7 protein-coding genes and 1 pseudogene are annotated in these 7,065 nt (G+C 45.7%); all 8 read left to right on the top strand.

Annotated elements, in window-relative coordinates; all coding sequences use genetic code 11:
• A partial coding sequence (gene cpdB / locus AB4653_RS07585; RefSeq protein WP_372103727.1) for a 2',3'-cyclic-nucleotide 2'-phosphodiesterase occupies window positions 1–1,582 on the top strand: 1,582 nt, incomplete at its 5' end.
• Window positions 1,583–1,866: 284 nt separating this feature from the next.
• Window positions 1,867–2,454, top strand: a complete 588-nt coding sequence (locus tag AB4653_RS07580; protein WP_102257872.1) for a DedA family protein — start codon at window positions 1,867–1,869, stop codon at window positions 2,452–2,454.
• Window positions 2,451–3,584, top strand: coding sequence for an ATP-grasp domain-containing protein (locus AB4653_RS07575; RefSeq protein ID WP_102257873.1), 1,134 nt, complete (start codon window positions 2,451–2,453; stop codon window positions 3,582–3,584). The genes AB4653_RS07580 and AB4653_RS07575 overlap by 4 nt, the downstream gene beginning before the upstream one ends.
• 19 nt (window positions 3,585–3,603) lie before the next feature.
• Entirely contained in the window at window positions 3,604–4,146 is a 543-nt protein-coding gene (locus AB4653_RS07570) for a hypothetical protein (protein ID WP_102257874.1), read from the top strand.
• 2 nt (window positions 4,147–4,148) lie between these two features.
• The gene (locus AB4653_RS07565; RefSeq protein ID WP_102257875.1) at window positions 4,149–4,898 is read left to right on the top strand and encodes an NRDE family protein; all 750 of its coding nucleotides are present in this window, start codon (window positions 4,149–4,151) and stop codon (window positions 4,896–4,898) included.
• A gap of 12 nt (window positions 4,899–4,910) precedes the next feature.
• Window positions 4,911–5,348: a YHS domain-containing (seleno)protein gene (locus AB4653_RS07560; protein WP_012604897.1), complete on the top strand. Its 438-nt coding sequence runs from the start codon at window positions 4,911–4,913 to the stop codon at window positions 5,346–5,348.
• A 10-nt stretch (window positions 5,349–5,358) separates the two neighbouring features.
• Entirely contained in the window at window positions 5,359–5,802 is a 444-nt protein-coding gene (locus AB4653_RS07555; protein WP_004735264.1) for a hypothetical protein, read from the top strand.
• Between the two features lie 12 nt (window positions 5,803–5,814).
• Window positions 5,815–7,029, top strand: a pseudogene (locus AB4653_RS07550) (lysophospholipid acyltransferase family protein); the annotation flags it as partial.
• Window positions 7,030–7,065 lie beyond the last annotated feature (36 nt).

The following is a 7,065-nucleotide window of genomic DNA, read 5'->3' as shown; positions in this document are numbered from 1 at the left end:
CGGTCTTGAGTTCCTAGAAGAATCTATTAACGACGCTGATTTCCCGTACATCAGTGCTAACGTTTACGACGCAGAAACCAAAGAACACTACTTCACGCCATACATCATCAAGACGCACACCTTTGAAGATACTGCTGGCGTAGAACATGAAGTAAAAGTGGGTTACATCGGTTTTGTTCCACCACAAATCATGACGTGGGATAAGAAGAACCTTGAAGGCAAAGTGATCGCTCGCGATATCATTGAGACAGCTAACGAGTTAGTGCCTCAAATGAAAGCGGAAGGCGCTGAAGTAATCGTTGCTATCCCTCACTCAGGCGTATCAACTGACCCGTACAAAAATGGCGAAGAGAACTCAACGTTCTACCTATCTGAAGTAGACGGCATTGATGCAATCGCATTTGGTCACTCTCACGCAGTATTCCCAGGAAAAGGTTTTGATGACATTCAAGGCATCAACAACGAAACGGGCACAATGAACGGCGTTGCGGCTGTAATGCCAGGCCGCTGGGGTAGCCACGTTGGTGTTATGGATCTAACACTTGCACAAAAAGACGGTAAGTGGGAAGTTGTTAAAGGCCAATCAGAAGCACGCCCAATCTACGACAAGGTAGAAAAGAAATCTCTTGCTGCTGCTGATGAAGGCATCGTTTCTGCACTAGAAAAAGACCACGCAGGTACTCGTGAGTTTGTTAACCAACCGATTGGTAAAGCAGACGATGTGATGTACAGCTTCTTGTCTCTAGTACAAGACGATCCAACTGTTCAAATCGTGAACCTTGCGCAAAAAGATTACGTTGAGCAGTTCATCCAAGGTGATCCAGACTTAGATGGCACACCTGTACTTTCAGCAGCTGCACCATTCAAAGCAGGCGGCCGTAAGAATGACCCAGCGAACTTCACTGAAGTTGAATCTGGTCAACTGACATTCCGTAACGCGGCTGACTTATACCTTTACCCGAACACGCTAGTTGCAATGAAGGTAACAGGCCACGAAGTAAAAGAGTGGCTTGAGTGTTCTGCTGGTCAATTCCAAAAAATAGATGTTAATTCGACCGCACCACAGCAGTTGGTTGAATGGGACGGCTTCCGCACTTACAACTTTGATGTCATCGATGGCGTTGAGTACCAAATCGATGTTACACAACCAGCAAAATACGATGGTAACTGTAAAGTTATTAATGAAGGCTCTGAGCGTATCGTAGGTCTAACTTACCAAGGTAAGCCAATCGACGTGAAGCAAGACTTCCTGATCGCAACCAACAACTACCGAGCATACAGCAATAAGTTCCCAGGTACGGGTGAAGACTTCATCGCATTTGATGCACCAGATGAGAACCGTACTGTTCTAGCAAACTACATCTCTCGAGTGAGCAAAGAGCAAGGTCAAGTGAGCCCAACGGCTGATAACAACTGGTCATTTGCGCCAATCAAAACGGATAAAAAGCTAGATATCCGCTTTGAAACATCTCCAAGCGACAAAGCGGCAGAGTTCATCAAAGAAAAGGGGCAATACCCGATGAAACGTGTTGCGACTGACGATGTTGGTTTTGCTGTTTACCAGATTGACCTAACTAAATAGATTACCTTGTAATCCATAGTTAACGTTCTGAAAGGCTGAGTTTAACGACTCAGCCTTTTTCTTTTGTTATTTATAAACCAAATCCACTGCCCTACTTTTCTCACCGTAAACGCCCGCTAATTCAATACCCAAACAGCGCGACTCAAACCGCCAATAAAATCAATCAAATATAAAAAAGCAGCAATCGCCTGTAAGTTTTTCTCCGCTCCTCCTGTCTATTTAATTTACTACACTCAATGAATGGTCATTAAGCCATTCATCTATGGGATAGATAAGGACATTTGATGAGCACCGTCGAGAGCATTCAAGCATGGTTAAATACGGGAGAGGAATCGCTGCTATGGCTGATGCTTGGCATTATCGCGCTTTCTTACTTGCTTGAAGATCTGGCGATTGTTACAGCGGCAGGTTTAGCAACTCAAGGACTCATGCTTCCTCAATATGCGTTGCTTGCCATTTTCATCGGCATTGCCACAGGAGATATCGGCCTCTATTACCTAGGTAAATCAGGACGTTATTTCCGAGGCGTTCGTTACAAAGCCCTCACCAACCGATACTTTCGTGCACTTCGCACTAAATTACGTCAAAACGCTTTCAGCAGCCTTTTTGTTATCCGCTTTATTCCCGGGCTTCGTACCGTCGGTTTTACCTTAAGTGGCTTTTTCGCAATCCCACTGCCTACTTTCTTGTTTGCCGTTATTAGTGCCACTGCGATCTGGACTGGCATTGTCTTCTCTGCCATCTACTATTTAGGGACATCAGCGTGGCTGCAAGCCTCTGAATATCAATGGATCATCATCCCGTGTGCCATCGCTTTGTTGTTTATCGGCAATCGATTAATGAATAGAACCTACTCTAGAGGATTATCATGAGTTCACCGCAAGATATTCGCATCATTCCAGCACATCAAATCAATGCAGGCATGCCCTTGCTTGAAAAAGATACCGTGCGCAGTGTCTCTCCTTATGAGTTTCTTCCAACTTGGTTCTTCTACACGCCAGTGGTGATTCAAAGCCTGATGCAAGGGTTACGGCACTTTGACTGGGCGCTGCCGCTCATCGCCAACCCGAGCATCAAGTTAAGCGGCATGGTAGGCGAATCAAAACACGAAATACTGAGCCTTGCCGGATCATCGAGTCAGCGCTGGATCTCTCCGTTTATCACCCTAACCAAAACGGATCTTAGCAGTAAGAAACAAGCTGAAGATGCACGCAGTGCACTCATACAATCGGATCTCGATTTCCCGATTGTGGCTAAACCGGATCTTGGCTGTCGAGGTGTTGGCGTTAAGCTGATCAACACACAAGATCAACTTGAACAGTATGTTGAATTTTTCCCAAATGGTGCTCGCTTTCTATTGCAAGAAAAGGCGCCTTATCAAGCTGAAGCGGGGGTTTTCTATGTTCGTTACCCAAACAAAAAGCAAGGTGAGATCATCTCGATCACACTCAAATATTCACCAATGGTGATGGGTGATGGCAAGTCGACACTCAAGCAGTTAATTGAAAATAGCCCGCGTGCTGGGCAACTCAGCCACCTGTATCTACCAAGGCATGAAGATAAATTGGATCAAGTGCTCGCAGAGGGCGAAGAGTTCCAACTCGCGTTCGCAGGTAGCCATAGCCGTGGCTGCATCTTCCGCGATGGCAATCAATACATTACTCAGGCTTTAACCGAACGCTTAGACGAAATATTCGACGACTTCGATGGCTTCCACTTTGGTCGACTCGACGTCAAATTCAAGGACATGCACAGCCTAATGAACGGCGAGGATTTCACTATCCTTGAGGTCAATGGCGCAAGCAGTGAGGCTGGGCATATCTGGGATCGCAACACACCATTGCGAGAGATATTTTCTACGCTACTCCTGCAATACCGCATTCTTTTTGATATTGGCGCTCAGCAAAAACAGCGAGGCCACCAGCCTCCTTCTTTTAAGAGCTTATATAACGCGTGGCAAGAAGAGCGACGTCTTGTTCAACAATATCCGACCACCGATTAACTTTGTACGAGGATCATGAATGAACCCCATAGCCCAACCGAGCGCCCTAACTTCTTTCTCTCCTAGTATCAAGGGAGCGGTAGAGATATTGAATCAGGGTTTAGAGTTTTTGTTAGCGATATCTGACAGCGACTATCTGACACGAGCAAAGCCGCACGTCACAAGTTCTATTGGTGAGCATACCCGTCACACGCTCGATCTTTTTCACGCTTTGATTTTAAAAGAGAATGCGACCGTTGATTACAACACTCGTCGTCGTGGTCACCCCGTCGAATTCGACAGGTCGATTGCGTTGAAAGAGATCCATTACGTGATCAACTGGCTTGAACGAATAGACCGCAGAGATCTCGAAGCGCCCATCATGATCCAAACCGAAGTTTCAATGGATACACAAGTGTTTGCCAGCCTGCCTTCTACGCTAGAAAGAGAGGTCACCTTTGCCGCGCTGCATGCCAATCATCATTACGCGATGATCAAGGTGATCACGACCTTTCTTGATGTCGAAACATGCAACACCTTTGGTTATGCCCCAACCACCAGCAGCTATTTGAGGGAGCAATAATCATGTGTTCAGTATCTTGGCTGCTTGAAGACAATGGCTATCAGGTCTTCTTTAATCGTGATGAACAAAAGACACGGACACTGGCGATGCCACCTAAACAATATCGAGTTAACGGCGTCGATATCATCATGCCACACGACCCAACCGGCGGTGGTAGCTGGATCAGTATCAATGAGTTCGGGCTTTCGTTATGCCTACTCAATAACTATCAAGGCATCGTACCTGATGGACTTTTAGTCAGCCGTGGTTTGTTACTCAAGAACCTATCATCGAGTCGTAATATCAGTCAGCTCTCTGAAGCATTTCATAAGCTCGATCTGCACTCTTTTGCCCCATTTACCTTGCTAGCTTTCGCGCCGAACTTAACTCAACACCATGGCTTGGTTATCGCCTATATGTGGGATGGCATTCAACAAAAAATAGTCGAAACCGACTCTCCGCTGTTCTCATCCGGTGTTGATTTAGAGCGAGTGCAAGCCTACCGACAAGAAAAATACGATCAGCTTATGACAACAGGTAAGAATCAGCAGAACTTACTTCAATTTCACTCTCACCATCATAGCGAACAGCCTCATTTAGCGACCTGTATGCATCGTGAAGACGCACATACGGTGAGCTTTACACACTTACGTAATCTACATGGCCAAGCCTCGATGTTTTATGCACCCGGCTCGCCTTGTGAACCCATTAAACCATGCCAGATAAATCAACAGCGTTTTACCTTCGATTTATCACCAGCAATCAATCTATAGATGGAGTCCATCATGAGAAAACTATTAACCATGGTCATGCTACTTGTTAGCCCTTACGTATTTGCCGCCGATGAAATCTACACCGGATTCTTTAGCAGCAAGGCGCTCGATGGCTACGACACTGTGGCTTATTTCACTTCAGGTAAGCCTATTGAAGGCAGTAAAAAATTCAGCACCGAGTACAAAGGCGCGGACTGGTATTTCTCTTCTGAAAAGAATCTGACTTTATTTGTTAATAATCCTGAAAAATATGCCCCTCAATATGGTGGTTATTGCGCTTGGGCTGTTTCAGCAAAAAGTGATTTTGCACCCGGAGACCCGAATCAATGGACGATTGTTGATAACAAGCTTTACCTCAACTACGACCAAGAGATTAAACAGCGTTGGGAACAAGACCGAGCACAACATATTCAAAAAGCCGACACCATTTGGCCGCAACTGATCAAATAAGGGAATAACCATGACATTCACTCCAGCTAAACATATTCCTGCGGCATTTATCGCTTTCGTATTTGTTCAGTCGCTGTTTTTTAAGTTCACAGGCTCATACGAGACTGAGCATATCTTTGGCACCTTGGCGACATGGTCTGGCTTAAGTTGGTTCGGTTCATTTGGCGGCTACTTGATTGGGTTCGCTGAATTGATTGCGGCCATTTTGCTGTTTACTCGTTGGCATGGCCTAGGTGCCATCATGAGTGTGGGGATTATGAGTGGCGCGATATTTTTCCATCTGTTTACGCCGCTCGGTATTCAAATGCCTGAGTTTAACGCAGCGGGTGAAATTGTCGGTTATGACGGCGGATTACTGTTTGGCATGGCATGTCTAGTATGGCTTTGCGGTGCATTTTTAAGTGTAAAAGATTTCAAGAATCAAGACGGTTTCCTAAACAACTTTAGTCAATAAGGTAGCTTCATTATGATTGATAGTCCTTTTCGTTTACCACGTTACACGCCTTTTGGTTTAGGTGAGTCTGTTGTCGAGTGGGCAACTGGGCTATCTAAGCTAGATAAGCTCTATCAAGATAGACCTGATGAGTTATCTAGCTTTGAATTCATGCATCACACCTTGTCAGCATTGAATATCGACTATTCCGTTTCAGCAGGCGCCACTGATAATATTCCCGAACAAGGGCCAGTAGTCATTGTGGCTAACCACCCGCTTGGTGCGATTGAAGGCGTGATCCTTGCAGATCTCGTAGGATCGGTAAGAAAGGATGTGAAGGTGTTGGCCAATGAGTTGCTCAAGCGACTGCCTGAACTGGATGATCTTTTCATTGGGGTCGATGTCTTTAACAGTAAAGAATCGAAACGCACCAATGCTAAAGCTATTCGAGATGCCAATCGTCATTTAGCAGACGGTGGACTCTTGATTGTGTTCCCTGCTGGCGAAGTATCGAGTTACCGTAAAGGGGCCAAGACACTAACAGACATCGAGTGGAGCAAATCAGTCGCAAAGTTTGTTAAGCGTCACCAAGCCACCACAGTGCCTATCTTTATCAATGGCAAGAACAGTGAGCTTTTCTACCAAGCGGGCCGTGTTCATCCACTACTGAGAACGGCTTTACTTGGCCGCGAACTTCTTAATAAACAGGCGACGACTATCTCTATCTCGATTGGCTCTTCGATTCCGTATTCAGAGATCAAATCGTTTGAACAAGAGATGGATATCGTCAACTACCTACGACTCAATACCTACCTAATGAGTCAACAAGATAGCCCGAATACGCCAATCCACGCGCCCTCTTTTGACACCCAAGTGATTGCGCCTATTCCACCAGAAGTGTTGGCAATAGAGGTCGATTCTCTTCCTGAAGAGATGAAGTTACTTGAGCAAGGGGACTTCGAGGTCTACTGTACGCCAAGCCAATCTATTCCTAACTTAATGCGCGAAATTGGTCGAGTTAGAGAAGAGAGTTTCCGAGAAGTCGGAGAAGGCAGCGGGCTTGCCTGTGATTTAGATGAGTATGACCTTTACTACCATCAACTGTTTGTGTGGAACAAAGCTAAGGCTGAACTGGTCGGGGCGTACCGACTTGGTATGGTCGACAAGTTGATCGCTGAGCACGGGCTTGACCAACTCTATTCCCGTAGTCTGTTTAACTACAATCAAGAATTCATCGATACCCTAGACCGATGAATTCTTGATTGTAGTTAAACAGACTACGGG

It is taken from the genome of Vibrio sp. 10N.222.48.A3 (genome assembly GCF_041475345.1).
GTDB classification, from domain to species: domain Bacteria; phylum Pseudomonadota; class Gammaproteobacteria; order Enterobacterales; family Vibrionaceae; genus Vibrio; species Vibrio tasmaniensis_A.
The sequence above is the reverse complement of the archived record's forward strand: the minus strand, read 5'-3'. Positions and strand labels throughout refer to the sequence as shown.

Bases quoted from the DNA above. Each gene is read 5' to 3' on its own strand.
- AB4653_RS07555 (WP_004735264.1), top strand. From the start codon at position 5,359: ATGACATTCACTCCAGCTAAACATATTCCTGCGGCATTTATCGCTTTC.
- AB4653_RS07580 (WP_102257872.1), top strand. From the start codon at position 1,867: ATGAGCACCGTCGAGAGCATTCAAGCATGGTTAAATACGGGAGAGGAA.
- AB4653_RS07565 (WP_102257875.1), top strand. From the start codon at position 4,149: ATGTGTTCAGTATCTTGGCTGCTTGAAGACAATGGCTATCAGGTCTTC.
- AB4653_RS07560 (WP_012604897.1), top strand. From the start codon at position 4,911: ATGAGAAAACTATTAACCATGGTCATGCTACTTGTTAGCCCTTACGTA.
- AB4653_RS07570 (WP_102257874.1), top strand. From the start codon at position 3,604: ATGAACCCCATAGCCCAACCGAGCGCCCTAACTTCTTTCTCTCCTAGT.
- AB4653_RS07575 (WP_102257873.1), top strand. From the start codon at position 2,451: ATGAGTTCACCGCAAGATATTCGCATCATTCCAGCACATCAAATCAAT.